Here is a 19,343-nt window from a genome sequence, read left to right on the forward strand (position 1 = left end):
GACGGGGCCTAACTGACGTAGCGGCGGGCGGTGGAGTTGCGCTGCGCCTCCTCCAGCGCGGCGAACCGGGCTTCCGCGTGCGGCGGCAGCACCCGCCGCTCGCGCAGGACCCACGGCAGGCCGCGGACGGCGCGCGCCAGGCCCACCGCGGTGACCCGGTCGCGGGGCACGGTGCGCAGCAGGTGCAGCGTGCGCCGCAGCGCAGGCCGGAACGGGCGCCGCAGCCAGGTGGTCCAGAGCGTGTTGCGGATGCCGTCCGCGCGCCGCTTGTGCGGGTCGCGCGCGGTGCTGGCCTGGTGGTGGAGGGTGAGCTGCTCCAGGTAGCACAGCTCCCAGCCGCGGGCGGCGAGGTCACCGGCCATCAGCTCCTCCTCGCCGCCCAGCCACAGCCGCTCGGAGAACCCGCCGACCTCCTCGAACGCCTCCCGCCGCAGCACGCTGGCGCCGGCGAGGAAGCTGCCCAGCGCCGGGCCGGGCAGCCAGTCGGCGCCGACGACGGGGGAGTCGCGCAGCTCGGCGACGATCGGGTCCTCGGTGCCCCCGGGTTCGACCAGGATCCGGGCCGTGACGATCGCCAGCCGCGGGTGCGCGTCCAGGACGTCGGCCGCCGCGCGCAGCGAGCCCGGCTCCCACCAGGTGTCGTCGTCGCAGAAGGCCACGTAGGGGGTGTCCAGCCGGGCCACGCCCAGGTTCCGGCCGACCGCGCCGAGGTTCTCCGGGCTGGCGATCAGCTCCACCTGGGGGAAACGCGTGCGCACGGCGTCCGCGGTGCCGTCCGTCGAGCCGTTGTCCACCACGACGACGTGCGGCTGCTCCGGCAGGGCCACCAGGCGGTCGAGGGCGACCAGCAGCTCGTCGCGCCGCTGGTGGGTGATCACCACGACGGCGACGCGCGGGTCGGGCCCGACCGCCCGGTTGCCGGTGGACGCCGGGGAGGAGGTGCCGGTGGTGCTCACCGCGACTCCTCGGCCAACGCGCGCAGCCCCGCCCGCACCGACGCGGGCACCGGCTCGCGCCGGCGCAGCGCGGCCGGGGCGTCGGGCAGGGCAGCCAGCAGCCCCTCGACGCCCGGGCGCCCGGCGCGGACGGCCCGCCCCGCCGTCCGGACGACGTCCCGCGCGGGGAGCCGCATGGCCGCGGTGAGCAGCCGGCTGCGCCAGAGCCCGGCCTGCCGGCGTCCGGGTGCGTCGCGGCGCGGGGAGGGGTGGTGGTGCACGGTGACCTCGTCGACGTAGGCCAGGCCCCAGCCGGCGGCGGCGAGGTCCAGGGCCAGCCGCTCTTCCTCGCCGGGGAACCGGACGACCTCGTCGAAGCCGCCGACGGCCTCGAACGCCTCGGTGCGCACCAGGGCCGCGCAGGCCACGAAGCCCAGGAGGGAGGGCCCGGGCAGGTCGGGGGCGGTGCCCAGCGGGCTCGCGGCCATGACCTCGCAGACCGGGTCGAGCCGCTCCTCCGGACCGACCAGGATGCGGGCGTTGAGCAGGGCCAGCCGGGGGTGGGCCCGCATGACCTCCACCGCGCGGGCCAGATCGCCCGGTGCCCACCAGGAGTCGTCGTCGGCGAACGCGACGAACGGGGTGCGGGCGTGCGCGGCGCCCAGCGTGCGCCCGTGCGCGCCCTCGTTGCGGTCCAGCGGCAGCAGGGTCACCTCGGGGTGCGCGTGCCGGACGGCCTCGACCGTGCCGTCGGTGGAGGCGTTGTCGACGACCACGACCGGCGCCTCGTGGCGCGGCAGCGTGGCGAGCAGGTCCTCGCGCCGGTTGCGGCTGGCGACGACCACGGTGACGTCGGGGGAGGGCGGCCGGGGCCGGTCGGTGCTGGGGGGAGGGGCGGTCACGGGTGCACCCTGCCCGCGCCTCCGGCCAGCCAATCAACCGGGGCCGTGGCATCGGCCATGCCGGCGGCCGGCAGCGCCCACGGGTCGGCGAACAACCCGCTGGCGGGCGAGGCACCGGAGAGCGCGTCCGCGGCCAGGAGCACGGCCGCTGCCGTCCAGGTGGTGCGCTCGACCGGCCAGCGCGCGTCGTCGGGGTAGACGAAGCCCGTCCAGTAGGAGCCGTCCCCCTCGCGCAGGTGCTGCATCGCCGCGACCTGCTCGAGGGCGGCGTCCCGCCGGCCCGCCACCACGAGGGCCAGCGCGAGCTCGCAGGTCTCCGCCCCGGTGACCCACGGCCGGTCGGCGACGCAGCGGATGCCGAGGCCCGGGACGACGAACCGGTCCCATCCGGCGGCCAGCCGGTCCCGGGCCGCCCCGCCGGTGACCGCTCCGCCGAGCACCGGGTAGTACCAGTCCATCGAGTAGCGGGACCGGTCGGCGAAGGCGCCGGGCCGGCCGCGCAGCGCCGTGCCGAGGTCGGCGACGGCGAGCTCCCAGTCCGGCTGGGCCTCGCCGGCCAGCTCGGCCAGGGCCAGCCCGCAGCGCAGCGCCTGGAACAGGCTGGCGTTGCCGGTGAGCAGCGCGAGGTCGTCGGGGGTGCCGTCGGGGCGCAGCGCCCAGGAGACCGCACCGCCGGGCAGCTGCATGCGGGTCACCAGGTCCAGCCCGGCGCGCACCGACGGCCACAGACCGGTGACCAGCTCCTCGTCGCCGGTGGTCAGCCAGCTGTGCCAGAGGCCGACGGCCAGGTAGCCGGCGTGGTTGCTCTCCGCGGCGGGCGCGGTCTCGAGGCCGCCGCGGTACTCGGCCGCCCAGCTGCCGTCGGCCCGCTGCCGGCGGGCGAGCCAGCGGTAGGCCGCGGCGGCCCGGGCGTGCTCGCCGCCGAGGTCCAGGGCCATCGCCGCCTCGACGGAGTCCCAGGGGTCGAGCTGGCCGCCGGTGAACCACGGGAGCGAGCCGTCGCGCTGCTGCTCACCGGCGATCCAGGCCACGGTCCTCCGCACCTGGTCGCCGTCGAGCACCCCGGGCAGCTCGGGCAGCGCCACGGCGCCTCGCTCAGCGGGCCGCAGCGGACCGCTCCCGCTCCAGCCCGGCCGCGGCGGCGGTCACCTCGGCGGGTTTGTCGGCGTAGACCACGAAGCTCTTGCCGATGAGCGGGTCCAGCACCCGCTCGGCGGCCCGGGTGAGCCACGGACGCTTCGTCAGGTCCCACACCAGCAGCCGGTGGTAGGCCCGCACCGCGGCGTTGTCCTCCTCCACGCCGACGGCGCACTTGAGCCACCAGTACGGGGCGTGCAGGGCGTGCGCGTGGTGGCTCTCCCCAGGCAGCAGGCCGGCCGTGGCGAGCCGGGCGCGCAGCACGTCCGCGCGGTAGATGCGGATGTGCCCGCCCTCGTTGGCGTGGTAGGCGTCCGACAGCGCCCAGCAGACCCGCTCGGGGCCGAAGCGGGGGACGGTCACCGCGACCCGGCCGCCGGGCTTGAGCACGCGGGAGATCTCGGCCATCGCGGTCGTGTCGTCGGGGATGTGCTCGAGCACCTCCGAGGCGATCACCCGGTCGACGCTCGCGTCGGGGAACGGCAGGTGCAGCAGGTCGCCGCGGACCACCTCGTAGCAGGCCTCGGTGCCGTCGCCCGCCCGTCCGGCCTCGCCCGCCTCGGCGATCGCGCCCAGCCAGCGCTTCGTCGTGGACACCTCGTGCTGACCCCAGTCGACGGCGACCACGTGCGCGCCCCGCCGGTAGGCCTCGAACGCGTGCCGGCCCTCGCCGCAGCCCAGGTCGAGGACGGTCATCCCCGGCCGCAGGCCGAGCCGGTCGTAGTCGACGGTCAGCACGTGGATCCCTTCCGGTCCAGCGTCTCGGCGTACCAGTCGGCGGTGCGCTCGGCCGTGGCCCGCCAGGTGTAGGTGTCCAGGACCCGGCGGCGGCCGGCGCGCCCCAGCTGCTCGGCGAGCGAGGGGGAGTCGAGGACCAGCTGCAGGGCCGCGGTGAGCTCGCCGACGTCGCCGGCCCGGACCCGGAGCCCCGCCTTGGTGCCGACGACCTCGGGCAGGGCGCCGGCGTCGGTGGTGACCAGGGGGGTGGCGCAGGCCATGGCCTCCACGGCGGGCAGCGAGAACCCCTCGTAGAGAGAGGGGATCGCCACGAGCGACGCCTGCTGGAAGAGGCGGATCAGCTCCTCCTCGGGCACCGGGCCGGTGAAGCGGACGGCGTCGCGCAGGCCGAGCCGGTCGAGCGCCGCCTCGGCGGGGCCGCCGGGCCGGGTGCTGCCGACGACGGTGAGCCGAACGGGCCGCTCGGTGCGCAGCTTGGCCAGCGCCTCCAGCAGGTGGACCAGCCCCTTGAGCGGGACGTCGGCGCTGGTGACCGCGAGCATCGAGTCGGTGTCCCGGGGCCGGTCGGCCGGTGGCGGTGAGAACCGGTCGGGGTCGATGCCCACCGGGATGACGGTCATCCGGTCCGGCGCCAGACCCATGTGCGCGGCGATGTCGCGGCGGGAGTTCTCCGAGACGGTGGTGACCGCGTCCAGCTGCTGGACCACCCGCTCCTGCATCCTGGTGAAGGCGTACCACCGGCGCAGGGTCAGCCTGCGGCGCAGGGTGGGGGCCGCTGCCAGCTCGAGGTCGCGGTCGATGGCGATCGGGTGGTGCACGGTCGCGACCGTGGGAACGCCGGCCCGCACCAGCCGCAGCAGGCCGTAGCCCAGCGACTGGTTGTCGTGCACGACGTCGAACTCCCCGCGGCGGGGGAGCAGGTGGCGGGCGGCGCGCAGCGTGAAGGTGAGCGGCTCGGGGAAGCCGGCGGTGCACATCGTGGCCCACTCGGCGACGTCGACCCAGTCGCGGATCTCCGAGGGGCGCGGGGTCCGGAAGGGGTCGGGCTCGCGGTACAGGTCGAGGCTCGGGACGCGGGTGAGCGGCACGCCGTCGTCGAGCTGGGGGTAGGGCTGGCCGCTGAGCACCTCGACGCGGTGGCCGAGCTCGCGCAGCTCCCGGGACAGGGCTCGCACGTAGATGCCCTGGCCGCCGCTGTGCGGCTTGCTCCGGTAGGACAGCAGTGCGATGCGCAACGACCGTCCCATGGCCGGGACTCTAACGACCGCGCACCACCCTCCGGCTACCAGCCGGTAGGTGCACCACCCGGCCGGTCGACGGCGCGGCTGGCAGAGTTCCCCCATGATCCGTCACGTCGTGCTCTTCACCTGGTCGCCGGATGCCGACGCGGAACGGCGGGCGCAGACGGTCGAGGCCCTGCGCGAGCTGCGGCGCTCGGTCGGCGGGATGACGTCGCTGCTCGTCGCCGACGACGCCGGCCTGGTCGACGGCAACGCCGACACCGTGCTGATCGCCGAGTTCCCCGACGTCGAGGCGTTCCACCGCTACGCGCAGGACCCCGTGCACCTGGCGGTCATCGCCGAGCACGTGCGGCCCATCCTGGCCGCGCGGAGCGCGATCCAGCACCGCATGTGACGGCCGGCACGGGCGGTCGGCGGCTAGCGTCGTCGGCATGACGTCCGCACGCCGTCCCCTCGTGGCCGGGTCCGCCGCCGCCCTGCTGCTCGCCGGGTGCGGGAACGGGGACGCCTCCGACCGCACCGCCGCGGCCGCCTCGTCGGCTGCGGCGGCGTCCTCGGCGCAGGCGTCGAAGGCGCCGGACCTCGCCTCGGGGCTGCTGCCCGCCGACGCCTTCGGGCCGGACGCGACCGTGCTGGCCCTCTCCCCGGAGCAGCTGCGCGCCGGGACCGGCATCGTCGCGGGCGGGCCTGACGTGGAGATCTCCCCGGAGAGCTGCCGGGCCGCCGTCGACGGCACCCAGCCCGCCCTGGACGCGTTCGAGGACGTCGCCGCGCAGAGCGCCACGACCGGGTCGACGACGACGGTGCAGATGCTGGTGCGCGGCGGCCCGATCGAGGACGCCGTCGGGCAGCTGGCCGGCGCCGCCGAGCGGTGCCCCGAGGCGCGGATCTCCTCCCCGCAGCTGGGCGAGGCGACGATCACCTTCGAGGAGCTGCCGGTGGCCGACCTGGGCCAGGGCTCGGCGCTGCTGCGCTACACGACCACGATCGCCGCTCCGGACGGTGCGCGGGTGACGGTGCCGACGCTGGTCGCGGCGGTCGAGGACGACGACCGGCTGCTCCTCCTGCTGTCGGTCGACGCGAGCCTCGGCGGCGGCGCGCCGGCCGACCCGGCGGCCTTCGCGGCGCTGCTCGATCAGGCGTACGAGGTCCAGGCGGACGCGCTGGGCTGACCGCCCGCCGGATCCACAGCGCCGCCCGCCGTCCACAGAGGACGGCAGGTCCTGTCCGCCGGCGCCCGGGCGCCCCCAGGGTCGGTACCCATGGACCTCCCCACCGCGCAGCAGCCCGCCGACCAGCGCGAGATCCGGCTCTCCGACCCCGGTGAGGTGGCCGCCGCGCTGCCGCACCTGTTGGGCTTCCACCCCGCCGAGTCGGTGGTGCTCGTCGGCCTGGGCGGTCCGACGGGCGGCCGGGTGGGGCTGACCGTCCGGGGCGACCTGCCCCCGCCCGCGGAGGGCGCGCGGGCGGCGCGGCTGCTGGTCGGCAGCCTGCAGCGCGACCGGCCCGCGGCCGCCCTGCTCGTCGTGGTGTCCGAGGCGCCGGACGACCCTCCTCCGGCGGGGGAGGAGCCGGTCGTCCTGCCGCACCGGCCGCTGGTGCACGAGCTGGTGCTGGCCCTGGCCGCGGCGGGCATCGCCGCCCGCGACGTGCTCCTCGTCCGGCGCGGGCGCTGGTGGTCCTACGACTGCCCGCACGCCTGCTGCGCCCCGTCGGCGGGGACCCCGCTGCCCGGTGGCACCAGCCCGCTGGCGGCCGCGGCGGTCTGCACCGGGCAGGTGGTCGCCCCCGACCGGGAGGCGCTGGCCCGGCGCCTCGACGCACCTCCCGGCTCGGCCGGGGGCATGCGGGAGGCCTGCCTCCGCACCGCGACCGGTCGCGCCGCCCGGCTGCGGGAGGTGGGTCGGCCGGCGCTGACCGAGGAGTCGTGGGCCGCGGTGCGGCGGGCGGTCCTGCGCTGCCGGCCCGGCCCGTCCGGTGAGGGACCGCTGGACGACGACGAGCTCGCGGCGCTGGGCTGGGCGCTGCGCGACGTGCGGGTGCGCGACCGCGCCCTGCAGCTGGCGCTCGGGCCCGATGCGGCGGCGGCGGAGGTGCTGTGGACGGTGTGCGCCCGGCGGGTGCCGGCGCCGCTGGACGCCGCGCCGGCCACCCTGCTGGCGGTCAGCGCCTGGTTGCGCGGCGACGGCGCGATGGCCGGGATCGCCCTCGGCCGGGCCCTGGACAGCGACCCGGACCACGCGCTGGCGCGGCTGCTGCGGCAGGCGCTCGACGGGTGCCTGCCGCCCGCGGGGCTCCGGGAGCTGCTCGAGCGGGCCGCCGAGCCGACGCCGCCCGACGGCCCGCCGGCGTGAGCACCACCGGTGTCAGAGGAGCTCCGGGCGCCGCCACTCCTCACCGCGCACGTGCTCGGCCAGGAACGCCAGCACGGTCTCGTACCAGACGCGGCTGTTCCCCGGCGTCAGCACCCAGTGGTTCTCGTCGGGGAAATAGAGGAACTTCGACGGGACGCCGCGCTTCTGCAGGCCGTACCAGAGCGCCAGGGCCTCGCCGATCGGCACCCGGTAGTCCTTGTCGCCGTGGATGACCAGCACCGGGGTGCGGATCTGGTCCACGTAGCGGTGCGGGGAGTTCTGCTCGTACCGCCGGGGCTCGGTGAAGGGGTCGCCCCACTCCTTCTCCCAGTAGTAGGCGGCGTCGGTGGTGCCGGTGAACTGCTCCAGGTTCCAGAGGCTCGCGTGGGTGACGACCGCCTTGAAGCGGTCGGTCTGCGTGGCCACCCAGTTGGCCATGTAGCCGCCGAACGAGCCGCCCATCGCCGCCGTCCGGGTCTCGTCGACCTCCGGCCGCTGCTCGGCCGCGTCCACCGCCGCCATGAGGTCGGTGTACGGGGCGCCGCCCCACTCGCCCCAGCCGCGGCGCACGAACTCCTGGCCGAACCCCTGGGACAGCGCCGGGTTGGGCAGCAGCACCGCGTAGCCCTGGGCCGCCAGCACCCACGGGCACCAGCGCCACGACCAGGAGTTCCAGCTCATCAACGGCCCGCCGTGGATCCAGAGCACCAGCGGGGCGGGCGACTCCGCCGACGCACCCTCCGGGAGGACCAGCCACGACTGCACCCGCGCACCGTCGGCGGCGGTCGCGTGCACCTCGTGCAGCGTCCCCGGCAGCCGCTCGACCGCCACCGGGGTGGGCAGGGGAGCGGGCTCCTGCATCGGGGCGACCGGGTCCAGGCGGACCGGCAGCGGCGGGGAGTCGTACGCCGACCGGAGGGCGTACAGCGCGCTGCCGTCGCGGGCGACCTGCAGGTCGCTGTAGGCACCGTCGGCGGTGAGTCGCAGCGGTTCCCCGCCGTCGAGCGGCACGCGGAACACCGCGTGGCGGCCGTCGTCGTCGGCGAGGAAGTAGACGGCGTCGCCCTCGGCGGAGAACTGCGGGGCGCTGGGCCATCGATCGAACCCGGGGGTGAGGTCGCGAGCCGTGCCGTCGGTGACGTCGACCAGCAGCAGGGTGTAGTCCGGCGGCTCGGCATAGGAGGACATCGCCTCCCGTACGCACACCAGCCGGCTGCCGTCGGGGGAGAAGGCGGCCCCGTGGACGTCGGCCAGCGGGTCGTCGACGAGCGCCCGCGTGTCCCCGGAGCCGGTCTCGACCAGCACCAGCCGGGTGCGCCACCCGGCGGGGCCGTCGGGCACCTCCTCGGCGCGGGCGAGGACGGTGCCGTCGGGGGAGAGGGCGATGTCGTCACCGGAGCCGTTCGGCGGCGCCGCGTCCGGGGTGAGGTCGCGCAGCTCGAGCGGCCGGTCGTCACCGGGCTGCTCGTCGGCCGGCAGCTGCCCGGCCCAGAACAGGTGCGGGACGGCCGGCCCCAGATCGTGGTCCCAGTACCGCACCGGGTAGGTCTCGTGCAGGATCGCCGACACCCCGGCGTCGGCCCGTGCCTTGCGCCGCTCCTCGTCGGCCTCCGGCGCGGAGCCGCCGGGCGTCGTGGCGGAGACGACCACGACGTCGCCGCTGCCGGCGGCGACGACGAACGCGCCGACACCGCCCGGTCGGGCGAGCACCGGCCGCGCCTCGCCGCCGCCCGCGGGCAGCTGCCACAGCGCCGGCTTCGGCTCGGCTGCGGGGTCGGCCCCGGGATCGGGCCGGGTGGAGGTGAACAGCAGCGAGCCGTCCGGCGCCCAGGCCGGGGCCGACTCGCCGGGCGCGCTCCGGGTGAGCCGCCGGGCGGGGCGCGCCCCCTGCGGGTCGACCTCCCACAGCGCCGTCTGCCACTTCTTGCCCTCGCGGTCGAGCGTCTGCAGCGGCACCGCCAGCCGCGTCCCGTCGGGGGAGAGGGCGAGGCCGCCGATCCGCGGGAGCGCGACGAAGTCGGCCAGGCGGTGGAACGGCGTGGGCGCCGGGTCGCCGGCCGGTGCCTCGGGTGCAGGGGCGGACGAGCTCACGGGGCCTTCTCTCACGCGGCAGCGGGGGACGGCCTCACCGTAGTGAGCCGGTGCCGCCCCCGCCGCGCGTCAGCGGACGTCCCAGGCCCGGAGGAACTCGCCGGGCCGCAGCGTCCCCAGCTCGGTGCGCACCGCCTGCAGCACGTCCCCGGCGGCCAGCGGGTCCCCGGCCGGCACGCGCAGGACCTCGCCGCCGTCGGCCCGCCGGGTCACCACGACGTCGTGCACCGACGGGGCGGGCAGCAACCCTCCGAACAGCCCGGCGACGAACGCGCCGGCCACACGGGCCCGGTGCAGCAGCGGTCCGCCGGGGCGGGGGAGCAGCGCCGCCTCGAAGACCTCTTCCGCGCGGGGCCCGTCCGGGTCCGCTCCTGCGTCCTCCGCCACGACCAGCTGCCCGGTCCCGGCCGGCTAGAGGAGCGGTGCGGCCTCGAGCGGGGTCAGCTCCTCGTCGGTGGCGCTGACGAACATGTGCTGGGCCACGCCGATCGGCAGCACGTACCCGTCGAGGCTCACCGACCCCTCGACCAGCTGCGCGGTCATGGTCACGCCCGGTCGCACCCCGTGGTCGGCCAGCGCGCGCAGCAGCCCGGCGTTCTCCTGCAGCTGCTCGCTGATGCGGCGGATCACCACCGGGCGGCCCTCGGCGGTGGCGGTGGTCGACAGCAGCGTCAGCGAGTCCAGCACCGCGGAGGTCTCGCCGCCCAGCGGCTCGTCGCCGCGCAGGGCCTCCAGCCCGGGGATCGGGTTGCCGAACGGCGACACCGTGGGGTTGCCGAGCAGCGACAGCAGGCGGCGCTCGACCGCCTCGCTCATCACGTGCTCCCAGCGGCAGGCCTCCTCGTGGACGTCGGCGTAGTCCAGGCCGATGACGTCCACGAGCAGGCACTCGGCGAGCCGGTGCTTGCGCATGACCGCGGTGGCGAGCTGGCGCCCCTCCTCGGACAGCTGCAGGTGCCGGTCGCCCTCGACGGTGAGCAGGCCGTCGCGCTCCATGCGGGCGACCGTCTGGCTCACCGTCGGGCCGCTCTGGTGCAGCCGCTCGGCGATGCGGGCCCGGAGCGGGACGATGCCCTCTTCCTCCAGCTCGAAGATCGTCCGGAGGTACATCTCGGTGGTGTCGATGAGGTCGTTCACAGGTCTCCTCCGTGTCGGCGGCCAGTCTACGGGGCCGGGGGGTCTCGACCGGCCCGCCCGCGGGTGGTCTCGCCGACGCACCGGGCACCACGGGACCCGGTAGCGTCCCGATCGAGCCACCGCGCCCGGCCGGGCGCGCCGGGAGGGGAGGTGCCCGTGAGCGACTCGGTCGCGGTCGTCTGGGACGACGCGCTGCTCGGCTACACGATGGGCGGTGACCACCCGCTGCACCCGGTCCGGCTCGACCTGACCATGCGCCTGGCCGACGGGCTGGGCCTGCTGGCGTCCGACCGGCTGCAGGTCCTCAAGCCCGAACCGGCCGGCGAGGACCTGCTCACCCTCGTGCACGACCCGCTGTACCTGGAGGCGGTGCGCCAGGCGCCGGCCGACCCGGGGGTCGGCCACGGCCTCGGCACCGCGGACAACCCGATCTTCCCGGAGATGTACGAGGCGGCAGCCCTGATCACCGGCGGCAGCGTGCTCGCCGCCCAGCAGGTGCACAGCGGCGCCGCGCAGCACGCCGTCAACATCTCCGGGGGCCTGCACCACGCGATGCGCGGGTCGGCCTCGGGGTTCTGCGTCTTCAACGACGCCGCCGTCGCCATCGCCTGGCTGCTCGGGCAGGGCTACGAGCGGATCGCCTACGTCGACCTCGACGTGCACCACGGCGACGGCGTCCAGGCGGCCTTCTACGACGACCCCCGGGTGCTCACGGTCAGCATCCACCAGACGCCGCTGACGCTCTTCCCGGGAACCGGCTTCCCGGAGGAGACCGGCGACCCCGGCAAGGCCCTGGGCAGCGCGGTGAACCTGGCCCTGCCCAACGGCACCGACGACTCGTCCTGGCTGCGGGCGTTCACCGCCGTCGTCCCCAGCGTGCTCAAGGCGTTCCAGCCGCAGATCATCGTGACCCAGTGCGGCTGCGACGCCCACCACGAGGACCCGCTGGCCGACCTCGCGCTCACCGTCGACGGGCAGCGCGCCAGCTACAAGGCCATGCACGAGCTGGCCCACGAGATCTGCGACGGGCGCTGGATCGCCCTCGGTGGCGGCGGGTACGGCCTGGTGCGCTGCGTGCCGCGGGCGTGGACCCACCTGATCGCCGAGGTGGGCGGCATGAAGCTCGACCCGGCCACCGAGATCCCCGAGTCGTGGCGGGAGGACGTGCTGCGCCGCGGCCTGCGCGCCCGGCCGCCGACGCACATGACCGAGGGCGGGTACACCGGCTTCTCGCGCTGGGACGCCTTCACCGAGTCCCGCGTCGACCGGGCGATCATGCGCACCCGCCGCGCCAGCTTCCCCTACTTCGGCCTCGACCCGGACGATCCCCGTGATTGAAGAAGGACCCCTCTCCTCACAGCTCGCAGGCCCGCAGCGGGCCCCGGGTGAGGGGCCACCGACGCAGGAGAACCCCGCGCCGCCGCCGGGCTGGGAGGCCGACATCGTCGCCGCCGACGGCGGCACCGTGCACCTGCGCCCGATCTGCCCCGAGGACGCCGACGGCCTCAACGGCCTGATGGAGCGCAGCAGCGACCAGACCCGCTACTACCGGTTCTTCGGGCCGATGAAGCGGCTGTCCGAGCGCGACCTGCACCGGTTCACCCACGTCGACCACGACTCACGGGTGGCGTTCGTCGTGCTCCTGGGCGACCAGGTCATCGCCGTCGGCCGCTACGACCGGTACCCGGGCACGGACGACGCCGAGGTCGCCTTCCTCGTCGAGGACGCCCACCAGGGACGGGGGCTGGGCTCGGTGCTGCTCGAGCACCTCGCCGCTGCGGCCCGCGAGCGGGGCATCAAGCGCTTCGTCGCCGAGGTGCTCGCGCAGAACAGCCGGATGGTGCGGGTCTTCCGCGACGCCGGGTACAAGGCCGAGCGCAGCTACGAGGACGGCGTCGTCCACCTGACCTTCCCCATCGAGCAGACCGAGGATGCGCTCGCGGTCGCCTACGAGCGCGAGCAGCGCAGCGAATCGCGGTCGATCGCCCGGCTGCTGACCCCGTCCTCGGTCGCCGTGGTCGGGGCCAGCAACGACGACGGCAAGATCGGCAACGCGGTGCTCCGGCACCTGCTGGACTACGGCTTCCGCGGGCCGGTGTACCCGGTGAACCCCGGCGCCCGGCACGTCCGCGGCGTCCCCGCCTACGCCGACATCGAATCCATCCCCGACGACCTCGACCTGGCGGTCCTCGCCGTGCCGGCCGACGAGGTGGCGGGGGTGGTCGAGGCGTGCCGCCGCAAGCGGGTCCGCGGTCTCGTGGTCATCTCCGGCGGTTTCGGCGAGTCCGGGCCGGAGGGGCGGGAGGCCGAACGCCGGCTGGTCGCCGCGGCCCGGGCCTCGGGCATGCGGGTGGTCGGGCCCAACTGCCTGGGTGTGGTGAACACCGACCCGGAGGTGCGGCTGAACGCCAGCCTCGCCCCGATGGTGCCCGGGCGCGGCCGGGTCGGCTTCTTCGCGCAGTCCGGAGCGCTCGGCGTGGCCCTGCTGGAACGCGCCCGCAGCCGCGGTATCGGGCTGTCGACGTTCGTCTCGGCCGGCAACCGCGCCGATGTCAGCGGGAACGACCTGCTGCAGTACTGGGCGACCGACGCGGGCACCGAGGTGGTGCTGCTGCACCTGGAGAGCTTCGGCAACCCGCGCAAGTTCGCCCGGCTCGCCCGCACGGTGGGGCGCACCAAGCCGGTGGTCGCGGTGAAGAGCGGCCGGCACGTCGGGGTCACCCCAGGGCTGGCCGGGACGTCGGTGGCGGTCCCCGAGCAGTCGGTGGCGGCGCTGTTCGCCTCGGCCGGGGTGATCCGCGTGGACACCGTGGCGCAGCTGTTCGACGTCGGCATGCTGCTGGCCCACCAGCCGCTGCCGGCCGGGAGCCGGGTCGCGGTCGTCGGCAACTCCACCGCGATCGGGGTGCTCGTCGCCGACGCCGTCCTCGAGGAGGGGATGGAGCTGGCGCAGGCCGCGCCGGTGGACATCGGTGTCGCGGGGAGCCCCGAGGAGTTCCGCTCGGCGCTGCAGGCCGCCGTGGACGACGAGGACGTCGACGCCGTCGTCGCGGTCTTCCTGCCACCGCTGATGGCGGGCTCGCAGGAGTACGGGCCCGCGTTGCGGGAGGTCTCGGTGCGCTCGTCCAAGCCGATCGTGGCGAGCTTCCTCTCCACGGAGGGGATCCCGCCCGAGCTCTCCGTCGTCGACGAGGACGGCATGCCCGCGCGCGGGTCTGTCCCGTCGTACAGCACGCCGGAGCGGGCGGTGATCGCCCTGGCCAAGGCGTGCGAGTATGCGCAGTGGCGTCGCCGCCCGGTCGGCGAGGTGCCGGAGCTGCCCGACGTCGACGAGGCCGCTGCCGAGCGCATCGTGCGGGCCGCGCTCGCGGGGGCGCCGGGCGGGCGTGAGCTCACCGACGACGAGCTGATCGGGCTGCTGGCCGCCTACGGCATCCCGCTGCTGGGCACCCGCACGGTCACCGACGCGGAGGCGGCGGTGGCCGCCGCGGAGGCGATCGGGTACCCGGTGGTGCTGAAGTCCACGGCGCCGTGGCTGCGGCACCGGTCCGACCTGGGCGGGGTGCGGCTGGACCTGACCGACGCCGAGGCGGTGCGCACGGCGTTCGGCGCGATCCCGTCCGGCGACCCGGTGATCGTGCAGGAGATGGCGGCACCCGGCGTCGCCACCGTCGTGGAGATCGTCGACGACCCGTCGTTCGGCGCCCTGGTCAGCTTCGGGCTCGGCGGTGTCGCCACCGATCTGCTGGGGGACCGCGCCTACCGCACGCTGCCGCTGACCGACCTGGACGCCGCCGAGCTGGTGCGCTCGCCGCGGGCGTTCCCGCTGCTGAACGGCTACCGCGGCTCGGAGCCGGTCGACCTCGCCGCGCTGGAGGACCTGCTGCTGCGGGTGGCCCGGCTGGCCGACGACCTGCCCGAGGTGCTGCGGCTGACGCTGGAGCCGGTCATCGTGGGCCCCGCCAACCCGTGGCACGGCGGCCGCTCGCTGGTCGTCGCCGGCGGCACCGGGGTGGTCGGCCCGCCCACCGCCCGCGTCGACCCGGGCCCCCGGCGCATGCGCAGCCCGGTGTAGCGCCGCGGGACCGGCCGGGCGTGCGGCCCCGGGTCGTCGGCACCGCGCGTCGGGTGCTGGTCAGCGAGGGGCGGGCCTGCTGAGCCCCCCGGGACGGGTCTGCCGTGCAACCGGAGGTCGGCGATGACCAGGTACGCCTTTGCCTACCGCGTGGGTTTCGCACCGTGGGAGCGGTATGCCGTCGCGGCCGCCGCGAGGATCCGGGCCCTGCTGGCGCGGGAGGAGGCAGACCGCCCCACCCCGCCCGGGCGAGCGCTGGACCTGGGCTGCGGGCGCGGCGTGTACACCCGTCAGCTCGCGCGCCGGGGATGGGAGGCAGTGGGCATCGACGCCGTGCCGCGGGCGATCGAGGCGGCCCGGCGTGGCGCCGTCCCCGGAGCGCGGTTCGTGGTGGGCGACGTGACGGACCTGCCCGCGGCTGGCCTGGGCACCTTCGACCTCTTCCTCGACGTCGGCTGCTTCCAGGGTCTGGACGCGGCCGGGCGGCGGGCAGAGGGCGCCGGCGTCTCGGCGCTCGCGAACGCCGGCGCGACGCTGCTGGTGCTCGCCTTCGGCCCTACGTGCATGCGCTGGTCCGTCGGCGGCGCGTCCCGTGCCGAGGTCGAGGCCGCGTTCGCCGGGTGGGACGTGCTCTCGGTCGAGCAGGCCGACACCGCGGGGCTGGGCTGGCCCCTGAACCGGACCTCGCCGCAGTGGTACCGCCTGCGGCTGCGCTCGGCAGGCGGGGCTCACCGTCCTCCCTCACCTGGCAGCGTCCTCCCTCGGCGCCGACGGTGAGGGAGGACGCTCCATGATCGCTCCCTGATCATGGTCGGCTCTCGTGACGACGAGGGCCCGCCACCGGGTGGTGACGGGCCCTCGTGCCGATCGGCTGCTCGCGCCGATCTGCGGTGCCGCGTGTCAGGCGAGGTAGTCGCGCAGGGCGTCGGCGCGCTGCGGGTCGCGCAGCTTGGCCATCGTCTCGCGCTCGATCTGCCGCACCCGCTCGCGGGAGAGACCGAACTGCTTGCCGATCTGCTCGAGCGTCCGGGGCTGGCCGCCGTCCAGGCCGAAGCGGAGCACGACGACGTCGCGCTCGCGGTCCTCGAGCGTGGAGAGGACGTTGCGCACGTCGCCCTTCATCATCTGGAAGGCGACGGCGTCCTCGGCGACGGCGGCGTCGGCGTCCTCGATGAAGTCACCGAGACGGGACTCCTCGTCGGCACCGACGGTCTGGTCGAGGCTGACCAGGTCGCGGCTGTACTCGAGCAGCTCGGTGATCCGCTCCTCGGGCAGGTCCAGCTCCAGGCCCAGCTCCTCGGCGGTGGGCTCCCGCTCGAGCTCCTGGTGCATGCGCCGGCGGGTGCGGACCACCTTGTTGACCTGCTCGGCCAGGTGGACGGGCAGCCGGATGGTGCGCCCGGAGTCAGCCATCGCCCGGGTGATCGCCTGCCGGATCCACCAGGTGGCGTAGGTCGAGAACTTGAAGCCCTTGGTGTAGTCGAACTTCTCGACGGCGCGGATCAGGCCGACGTTGCCCTCCTGGATGAGGTCCAGGAACGTCATGCCGTGGCCGGTGTAGCGCTTGGCCACCGAGACGACCAACCGCAGGTTGGCCTCCAGCAGGTGGGCCTTGGCCGCCTTGCCGTCGGTGGCGAGGATCTTGTAGTCGCGCTTGCGGGCGGGGGTGAGGCCCTCCTGCTCGGCGAGCAGCCGCTCGGCGTAGAGACCGGCCTCGATCCGCTTGGCCAGCTCCACCTCTTGCTCCGCGGTGAGCAGAGCGGTCTTGCCGATGGTGTTGAGGTAGACGCGCACCAGGTCGGTGGAGACCAGACCGCTGGTGTCGGGCTCCCGACGGGGGGTGCGCACGTCCAGGGTGTCGGTGGAGGACTGCAGCAGCGTCACGATGGGTCTTCGTCCTTGCCTTGGTTTCGGATGCACCCGCCGGGCGTCGATGGGCGGCGGTGCCATCCAGGCGTGGAGCGGGGCCACGGTCACGGGGTCACCGGCCGGTCCCGCTCTTCTCTGTCCGGTGTGGTACGCCCTGCACAACGGCCACTGAGGGGTCCGGTGTTCCGCGATCCGGTCGTTCACAGCAAACCGGCAGGGAGTGTCTTCGGTCACCCGTCGGTACCCGGGGCCCGAGACTCCCAGACATGTCATTCGCGTGACGGGCGCCGGCGGTTCAGACCTCCAGGAGCAGGGTCATCGGGCCCTCGTTGACCGACGAGACCCGCATGCTGGCGCCGAAGACCCCGGTGGCCACGATCGCGCCCCGGCGGCGGAGCTCGGCGACGACCTCCTCGACCAGCGGCTCGGCCAGCTCGCCCGGGGCGGCGTCCTGCCACGACGGCCGCCGGCCCTTCCGCGTGTCGGCGTAGAGGGTGAACTGGCTGACGACGAGCACCGGGAGACCGAGGTCGGACGCCGAGACGGCCCCGTCGGGCCCGGCGAAGACGCGCAGCTCGTGGATCTTGCGGGCCATCGCGCGCGCCCGGGCGTCGTCGTCGTCCCGGCCCACCCCGACCAGTGACAGCAGGCCCGGCCCGATCTCGCCGACAACCGCACCGTCGACCGTTACAGCCGCTGCAGCGACCCGGCTCACCACCGCTCTCACCACGGCATCCTCCCCGAGGGTGCGGCGGCCGCGCAGGCCGGCCAGCTCACAGCCACCTGCCCGGTCGGCGCACAGGTCCACCACAGCAGGTGCGCCGAGGCTGCTGCCGGGCCGGTCACGACGGGTCGGCCCGGACCGAGGAGGGGAACGTGCGGAGAAAACTGATCATCGCCACGACCGCCGGGGCGCTGGCGCTGGGCGGAGGGCTGGCGGTCGCGGTCCCGGCGCTGGCCGACGGCGAGGCCTCGACCACCCGCGAGGACCGGATCCGGGATGCCCTGACCGGGCTGGTCGACGACGGCTCGCTCACCGGGGCCCAGGCCGACGAGGTGGCCGCGACCCTGGCCGAGAGCGGTCTCGGCGGCGGTCACGGCCACGGACACGGAGGCCGGCTGGACCTCGCCGCGGCTGCGACGGCACTCGACCTGACCGAGGACGAGCTGCGGGAGGCGCTGGCCACCGAGGGCACCTCGCTGGCCGACGTCGCCGAGCAGCAGGGCGTGGCAGTCGACACCCTCGTCGAGGCGCTCGTGACGGCGCAGCAGGAACGCCTCGCCCAGGCCGTCGAGGCCGGCGACCTCACGCAGGAGGAGGCCGACGAGCGCCTCGCCGACCTGGAGGAGCGGGTGGCCGTACGGGTGGCCGACGAGAACGGAGGCCCCCGCGGGCGCGGAGGGTCGCACCGCGACTGACCCCCGTCGGCCACGGTGGTGGTGCCGCCCCCTGCGTGCGGCACCACCGTCCTGGGGGAGGACCACGGTGCAGCCGGCGGCCGGGCGGGCCTGCGGGCTACCCGGTGACCCGGACGCCGACCGCCCCTCAGGCCGGCTCGAGGTGCACCAGCGCCTGGTGCAGGCGTGGGCGGCGGTCCGCGTCGGCCGGGCGTGGCGCACGGTGCATCAGCCAGGTGCGTGGACCGCCGTCGGGCCGGTCGACGGCGGTGGTGACGGACGAGCCGAGGCGCTGGTAGGAGCGCACGTTGCGCGCGGCGCTGGTCCCCAGGTGCACCGGCAGCCCGTGTCGATCGGCGCGGGTGAGCCGCGGTGCGAGGGCGCGACTGCTCCCAAGCCCTGCCCTTGGTGGCTGCTGTCCACGCCGACGCCGGCCAGCAGCAGGTGTTCGCCACCGGGGCGATGGGGGCGAGCAACTCCTCGGCGGCCGCCACTGCGGCCGCGCGGTCACCGGCCAGGTCGGCGACCGTCGGCCCGATCCCGCGCCACACCTGGTCGGGGACGGCGGTGCCGGGCAGCCAGACGGCGACCGTCGTCAGGCGCTCGGCGGTGTAGCCGAGGTCGACGCGCCCGTGGGGCAGGGCGACGGCGGTGAGGTACAGCTCCTGCAGCGCGGTCAGCCGCCGGTCGTGGTCGTCGGCGGCGACGGTCCAGCGCGTCCAGGGGGAGTCGGTGAAGGCGTCGGCGAGGAGCCGGCCGCGGCCGGGAGGTCGCCGGCCGTGGCGGGGCGCGTGTGGAGCGTCATCGGTCCTCCGGCAGGGGGCGGGCAGACGTGAGGCGGCGGTAGAAGCGCTGGGCGTCGGCGTTCTCGACCTCCACCCCCCAGCGGATGAGCAGCTGGTCGGGCTCGGCAGGAGCGGCGAGGGCGGCCATGAGCTGTCGGCCGACGCCGGCGTCGCGGTGGCCGGGGCGGACGTGGAGGTCGTCGAGGTCGAGGACGTCGTCGCCGGTCCGCGGGTGCAGCCGGGAGGGGCGGAGACGTGGCCGACGGCCTGTCCGGCGCGCTCGGCGAGCAGCACGATGACCTCCGGGCGGCGGAGCAGCCGGCGGGTGCGGCCCGCCGGACCGCGACGGGCGGGGTCGTCGTGGCGAGGGCGTTGCGGCGGGGCGCGGGCAGCGGCTCGTGGTCGGCATCCTGCGATGCGGGGTGGACCGGGTGGACGCCCGACGGGCCGCGGCAGGTGGTGCCGGTGCCGGGCCCGGGTGCAGTCGGCCCGGCGCCGGGTGGTCACCGGGTGGCGACGGCGGTGAGCACGTCGAGCCGGGCGGCGTGGCGGGCGGGCGGCGAGGTGGTGGCGCCGACGAACGTGCGGGGCGTGCCGGACAGCATGGGAACTCCTCGATGAGCAGCGGGTGGGGCGTTCGGTGACGAGCGTCGGCGCCGCGGTGGGTACCTCTCACCGGGA

The 19,343-nt window shown here is 75.8% G+C and carries 20 protein-coding genes; 8 read left to right on the forward strand and 12 right to left on the reverse strand.

The window, feature by feature from the left end; translation table 11 throughout:
* Nucleotides 1-8: 8 nt before the first annotated feature.
* Genes ACI79W_RS07315 through ACI79W_RS07335 form a run of 5 tightly spaced genes read right to left on the reverse strand, consistent with a single transcriptional unit; the run spans nt 9 to nt 4,959 of the window.
* The gene (locus ACI79W_RS07315) at nt 9-956 is read right to left on the reverse strand and encodes a glycosyltransferase family 2 protein (protein WP_456561417.1); all 948 of its coding nucleotides are present in this window, start codon (nt 954-956) and stop codon (nt 9-11) included.
* A complete protein-coding gene (locus tag ACI79W_RS07320; RefSeq protein WP_456561418.1) occupies nt 953-1,837 on the reverse strand; it encodes a glycosyltransferase family 2 protein in 885 nt (294 codons plus the stop codon). The genes ACI79W_RS07315 and ACI79W_RS07320 overlap by 4 nt, the downstream gene beginning before the upstream one ends.
* Nucleotides 1,834-2,922 (reverse strand): prenyltransferase, encoded by a 1,089-nt coding sequence (locus tag ACI79W_RS07325; protein WP_456561419.1) that lies wholly within the window; start codon nt 2,920-2,922, stop codon nt 1,834-1,836. The genes ACI79W_RS07320 and ACI79W_RS07325 overlap by 4 nt, the downstream gene beginning before the upstream one ends.
* Before the next feature lie 10 nt (nt 2,923-2,932).
* Nucleotides 2,933-3,712 (reverse strand): class I SAM-dependent methyltransferase, encoded by a 780-nt coding sequence (locus tag ACI79W_RS07330; protein WP_456561420.1) that lies wholly within the window; start codon nt 3,710-3,712, stop codon nt 2,933-2,935.
* On the reverse strand, nt 3,706-4,959 hold the full coding sequence (locus ACI79W_RS07335; RefSeq protein WP_456561421.1) for a glycosyltransferase family 4 protein: 1,254 nt from the start codon (nt 4,957-4,959) through the stop codon (nt 3,706-3,708). Before ACI79W_RS07335 ends, ACI79W_RS07330 begins: the two co-directional genes overlap by 7 nt.
* 94 nt (nt 4,960-5,053) lie before the next feature.
* On the opposite strand from ACI79W_RS07335, the gene ACI79W_RS07340 reads away from it, so the two are divergent.
* The 3 genes from ACI79W_RS07340 to ACI79W_RS07350 all read left to right on the forward strand — a co-directional run bounded on the left by ACI79W_RS07340 (nt 5,054) and on the right by ACI79W_RS07350 (nt 7,307).
* Nucleotides 5,054-5,347, forward strand: a complete 294-nt coding sequence (locus ACI79W_RS07340) for a Dabb family protein (RefSeq protein ID WP_456561422.1) — start codon at nt 5,054-5,056, stop codon at nt 5,345-5,347.
* 37 nt (nt 5,348-5,384) lie between these two features.
* On the forward strand, nt 5,385-6,125 hold the full coding sequence (locus ACI79W_RS07345; protein ID WP_456561423.1) for a hypothetical protein: 741 nt from the start codon (nt 5,385-5,387) through the stop codon (nt 6,123-6,125).
* Nucleotides 6,126-6,215: 90 nt separating this feature from the next.
* Nucleotides 6,216-7,307 (forward strand): DUF4192 domain-containing protein, encoded by a 1,092-nt coding sequence (locus ACI79W_RS07350; RefSeq protein WP_456561424.1) that lies wholly within the window; start codon nt 6,216-6,218, stop codon nt 7,305-7,307.
* Between the two features lie 12 nt (nt 7,308-7,319).
* On the opposite strand, the gene ACI79W_RS07355 is transcribed toward ACI79W_RS07350, so the two are convergent.
* The 3 genes from ACI79W_RS07355 to ACI79W_RS07365 all read right to left on the reverse strand — a co-directional run bounded on the left by ACI79W_RS07355 (nt 7,320) and on the right by ACI79W_RS07365 (nt 10,535).
* Entirely contained in the window at nt 7,320-9,398 is a 2,079-nt protein-coding gene (locus tag ACI79W_RS07355) for a S9 family peptidase (protein WP_456561425.1), read from the reverse strand.
* A 69-nt stretch (nt 9,399-9,467) separates the two neighbouring features.
* Nucleotides 9,468-9,785, reverse strand: coding sequence for a hypothetical protein (locus tag ACI79W_RS07360; protein ID WP_456561426.1), 318 nt, complete (start codon nt 9,783-9,785; stop codon nt 9,468-9,470).
* A 24-nt stretch (nt 9,786-9,809) separates the two neighbouring features.
* Complete coding sequence (locus tag ACI79W_RS07365; protein ID WP_456561427.1) at nt 9,810-10,535, reverse strand: metal-dependent transcriptional regulator; 726 nt, start codon at nt 10,533-10,535, stop codon at nt 9,810-9,812.
* A 156-nt stretch (nt 10,536-10,691) separates the two neighbouring features.
* Here ACI79W_RS07365 and ACI79W_RS07370 point away from each other — a divergent pair, with 156 nt between their 5' ends.
* From ACI79W_RS07370 to ACI79W_RS07380, 3 genes are all read left to right on the forward strand, one after another.
* Nucleotides 10,692-11,873, forward strand: a complete 1,182-nt coding sequence (locus ACI79W_RS07370) for an acetoin utilization protein AcuC (RefSeq protein ID WP_456561428.1) — start codon at nt 10,692-10,694, stop codon at nt 11,871-11,873.
* Entirely contained in the window at nt 11,866-14,610 is a 2,745-nt protein-coding gene (locus ACI79W_RS07375) for a bifunctional acetate--CoA ligase family protein/GNAT family N-acetyltransferase (RefSeq protein ID WP_456561429.1), read from the forward strand. Before ACI79W_RS07370 ends, ACI79W_RS07375 begins: the two co-directional genes overlap by 8 nt.
* 123 nt (nt 14,611-14,733) lie before the next feature.
* A complete protein-coding gene (locus tag ACI79W_RS07380) occupies nt 14,734-15,387 on the forward strand; it encodes a class I SAM-dependent methyltransferase (RefSeq protein ID WP_456561430.1) in 654 nt (217 codons plus the stop codon).
* Between the two features lie 123 nt (nt 15,388-15,510).
* On the opposite strand, the gene sigB is transcribed toward ACI79W_RS07380, so the two are convergent.
* The gene (gene sigB / locus ACI79W_RS07385) at nt 15,511-16,494 is read right to left on the reverse strand and encodes an RNA polymerase sigma factor SigB (RefSeq protein ID WP_308195289.1); all 984 of its coding nucleotides are present in this window, start codon (nt 16,492-16,494) and stop codon (nt 15,511-15,513) included.
* A 280-nt stretch (nt 16,495-16,774) separates the two neighbouring features.
* Nucleotides 16,775-17,206, reverse strand: coding sequence for a D-aminoacyl-tRNA deacylase (gene dtd / locus ACI79W_RS07390; protein ID WP_456561431.1), 432 nt, complete (start codon nt 17,204-17,206; stop codon nt 16,775-16,777).
* Between the two features lie 149 nt (nt 17,207-17,355).
* Here dtd and ACI79W_RS07395 point away from each other — a divergent pair, with 149 nt between their 5' ends.
* A complete protein-coding gene (locus tag ACI79W_RS07395) occupies nt 17,356-17,898 on the forward strand; it encodes a hypothetical protein (RefSeq protein ID WP_456561432.1) in 543 nt (180 codons plus the stop codon).
* Nucleotides 17,899-18,025: 127 nt separating this feature from the next.
* On the opposite strand, the gene ACI79W_RS07400 is transcribed toward ACI79W_RS07395, so the two are convergent.
* Nucleotides 18,026-18,214 carry a hypothetical protein gene (locus ACI79W_RS07400; RefSeq protein ID WP_456561433.1) on the reverse strand — a complete coding sequence of 63 codons (189 nt, stop codon included), beginning with the start codon at nt 18,212-18,214 and terminating at the stop codon, nt 18,026-18,028.
* Nucleotides 18,215-18,285: 71 nt separating this feature from the next.
* Between ACI79W_RS07400 and ACI79W_RS07405 the strand changes: the two genes are divergently transcribed.
* Entirely contained in the window at nt 18,286-18,492 is a 207-nt protein-coding gene (locus ACI79W_RS07405; protein ID WP_456561434.1) for a hypothetical protein, read from the forward strand.
* Nucleotides 18,493-18,678: 186 nt separating this feature from the next.
* On the opposite strand, the gene ACI79W_RS07410 is transcribed toward ACI79W_RS07405, so the two are convergent.
* On the reverse strand, nt 18,679-19,071 hold the full coding sequence (locus ACI79W_RS07410; protein ID WP_456561435.1) for a GNAT family N-acetyltransferase: 393 nt from the start codon (nt 19,069-19,071) through the stop codon (nt 18,679-18,681).
* Between the last annotated feature and the right edge of the window lie 272 nt (nt 19,072-19,343).

The organism is Blastococcus sp. SYSU DS0533, assembly GCF_054050775.1.

Excerpts from the sequence above, each read along its gene's own strand:
- ACI79W_RS07340 (WP_456561422.1), top strand. The coding sequence starts at position 5,054 with ATGATCCGTCACGTCGTGCTCTTCACCTGGTCGCCGGATGCCGACGCG.
- ACI79W_RS07345 (WP_456561423.1), top strand. The coding sequence starts at position 5,385 with ATGACGTCCGCACGCCGTCCCCTCGTGGCCGGGTCCGCCGCCGCCCTG.
- ACI79W_RS07350 (WP_456561424.1), top strand. The coding sequence starts at position 6,216 with ATGGACCTCCCCACCGCGCAGCAGCCCGCCGACCAGCGCGAGATCCGG.
- ACI79W_RS07380 (WP_456561430.1), top strand. The coding sequence starts at position 14,734 with ATGACCAGGTACGCCTTTGCCTACCGCGTGGGTTTCGCACCGTGGGAG.
- ACI79W_RS07335 (WP_456561421.1), bottom strand. The coding sequence starts at position 4,959 with ATGGGACGGTCGTTGCGCATCGCACTGCTGTCCTACCGGAGCAAGCCG.
- ACI79W_RS07410 (WP_456561435.1), bottom strand. The coding sequence starts at position 19,071 with ATGCCGACCACGAGCCGCTGCCCGCGCCCCGCCGCAACGCCCTCGCCA.